The organism is Actinomycetota bacterium (assembly GCA_030776725.1).
Lineage (GTDB): Bacteria > Actinomycetota > Nitriliruptoria > Nitriliruptorales > JAHWKO01 > JAHWKW01.
In genome coordinates this window covers 1-2,701 of the sequence record JALYHG010000003.1, presented here as the reverse complement: position 1 = coordinate 2,701, position 2,701 = coordinate 1, and the positions used below count along the sequence as shown (strand labels likewise).

Sequence of the window (2,701 nt, the reverse complement as noted above, 5' to 3'; positions counted from 1 at the left end):
GCTCTGCGTCGGTCGCGATCTCGACGAGCACGTCGCGCACCTCGGCGAAGGCTTCATCCTCGCCCACGTCGGCGTCTCGGCTGGTGGTCATCAACAGCTATCTTCGCGTCCCAAGGCCGCCACGTCGAACGCTCACCGCGTACAGGACGAGCGGGGGACACCCCAACGGCGCGTGGCTCCAGGTTCGTGAACTAGTGGGACGGGGCGGCGCAACCTCGCGAGAACCGCCCACCCGGGGGATGTTGGCAGGCCCGATGCCACGGCACGCTGCGCTGCAGCTACCGCGCGAGCCTTGGCAAGGTCCCCATGCGAACGACGCTCCCCGACGATCACCACAGCGACGCACCGCCACCTGCAACGCTCGTCGCCGTCGCCGACGACCGACCGGTGGTACGTGCCGGGGTACGTGCCGCCTTGACCGGTGCCGGCCACGTCGTTTCGGAAGCGACCCTCTCGCAGGCGGCGGAGACAGTGCGTACCAGGTCACCGCACGTCCTGGTGGTGGCGTCTGGCGGCGAAGATCCCGCAGCGTTCCAGGCGGTGGCAGCTGCCAAGGCCGCCCGCAGCGACGTGCCGGTTCTGCTCCTCTCCGACGACTTCACGCCGGCCGATCTCCGCGACGCGGTCTCGGCCGGCGCGGACGGGTTCGTGATGACGTCGGCACCGCTGGTAGAGCTGCGCCAGGCGGTCGCCGCCGTGACCCGGGGCGAACCCGCGATACCGCCGCAGGTGACGGTCCACCTTGTGGAGGTGTGGCGCGGCGACGTACCGAGTTCTGAGCCACCGTCGCTCACCGGCCGCGAGCGCGACGTGCTCAGGCTGATGTCCGAGGGGCTGACCAACCAGCAGATCGCCGAACGACTGGTGCTGTCGCCGCGGACGGTCAAGACCCATGTGGCCAACATGCTGGCCAAGCTGGGCGTATCCGACCGCACCAGCGCCGTCGCCCGCGGGTTCCGACTGGGGCTCCTGCGCTGACCAGCGGCGCCCCGCAGGCCGCTGTCCCCTATCGTGTCGACTGGAGCAGGCACCGTCTCGGCGCTGCGGAGGGGTCACCGTGCCGAACGACGACAGAACGCCGCGCCGCGACCGCGACGACCACGACGAGTTGCTCACGCCCGCTGAGGTCGCCAGGGTGTTCGGTGTCGACCCCAAGACGGTCACGCGGTGGGCGAACCAGGGCAAGCTCCAACCGATCCGGACCCTCGGAGGCCACCGCCGCTACCGCGCTTCGGAGGTCCGCCGACTCCGCGAAGAAGCGGGCTGACGACAGCCGCAGCGACCTCCTGCCGCGCGCACCGTGCGGAGGCGATGCGCCCACGGCTGGGCTCACCCACGACGTGCGCTCGATGAGGACCGGACGCGCCTGACGGGCCGGCGGGCACCCGGGGGAACTCCTGAGAGGGTCGTGCGGCTGCCCATCCGTCGCCATGAGACAGGGCCGAGACACCCTGCGGCCATCCTCCCTGACACGACCGCGTGAACCGGCGCCGCGACCGCGTGAACTGGCGCGATGACTCGCCGGTTCAGGTTGTCCCACATCTTCGCAGGCCGTCTGTAGGAGCCGTATGGGCGAGAGGAAGGATCACAGGCGTCTGACGCCTGAGCAGCGTCGAGCGTTCGTCGAAGCGCTCCTACAGCTCAAGGCGAACGGGGCGTACGATCGGTACGTGGCCGAGCGCCGACGCGTGTTCACGGCTGGCGGACCGGCCCGCTTCGGACCGGCCTTCCTGCCCTGGAACCGGGAGTTCCTGCACCAGTTCGAGCTCGACCTGCAGGCCATCGATCCCGATGTGACCCTGCCCTACTGGGACTGGACCGTGGACCGATCCGGCGGGTCGTCGCTGTGGGACACCGACTTCCTGGGTGGCGGCGGCGACGGGCCCGACGAGGTGGTGACCACCGGCCCGTTCGCCTTCGCTTCCGGAGCCTGGCGGTTGGTCGAGACGTCCTCGCCCATGGATCCCGGTCCGGCACTGCGGCGCCGGCTCGGACCCACTCCGCCCCTCCCCACCCCGGCCCAGCTGGACGCCGTGCTGGGTTGCACTCCCTTCCACCGCTTCGCCGCGGTCCTCGACGAGCTCCTGCACAGCAGCGTGCCCGCCTGGGTCGGCCGCACAATGGCTTCCGCGACCGCCCCGAACGACCCAGCGTTCTGGTTGCACGCCTGCAACGCGGATCGGTTATGGGCGGTCTGGCAGGAGCGCCATCCCGACTACTCCCCGTACCTGCAGCCCGGTGAAGGCCCCATCGGGCAAGGCCTCGACGACCCGTTCACCGTCGGGTACACCACGAAGCGGCCTGGAGACCTGCTCAACCACCGGGCCCTGGGCTACCGCTACGGCACCGACCTCCCGCTCGGCACAGTACCCTTGGTGGTCGGTGCCCCGCCGATCTGCACAGCGATCGGGACGGATGGCGAGCAGGACCACTACCAGTTCGTCGTCGCCGCAGCGGGCACCTACGTCATAGAGGCCGATGGCCTGGCGGATGCCGCACTGGCGCTGTACGGGCCCGACGACGCCTCTGCGCTGGTCGTCGACCGCGACGGTGATGCCGGTCGGAGGGTGGAAGTCGGGCTCACGGCCGGGAGCTACCTGGTCCGGATCCGCCACGGCGGCCCCGGGGCGAACCGCGGCAGGTACAGCGTGGCCGTCCGTGGCCAGCCCTCACCGCAGCCGCCGCCCGCCATCGCAGTCAA

At 70.7% G+C, this 2,701-nt stretch carries 3 protein-coding genes; all 3 read left to right on the top strand.

Annotated elements, in window-relative coordinates; all coding sequences use genetic code 11:
* The first annotated feature begins 306 nt into the window (after positions 1 to 306).
* Entirely contained in the window at positions 307 to 978 is a 672-nt protein-coding gene (locus tag M3N57_00055; protein MDP9021099.1) for a response regulator transcription factor, read from the top strand.
* A 79-nt stretch (positions 979 to 1,057) separates the two neighbouring features.
* Positions 1,058 to 1,267, top strand: coding sequence for a BldC family transcriptional regulator (locus tag M3N57_00050; GenBank protein MDP9021098.1), 210 nt, complete (start codon positions 1,058 to 1,060; stop codon positions 1,265 to 1,267).
* A 301-nt stretch (positions 1,268 to 1,568) separates the two neighbouring features.
* Positions 1,569 to 2,701 (top strand): tyrosinase family protein (locus M3N57_00045; protein MDP9021097.1); only part of this gene is annotated, 1,133 nt, incomplete at its 3' end.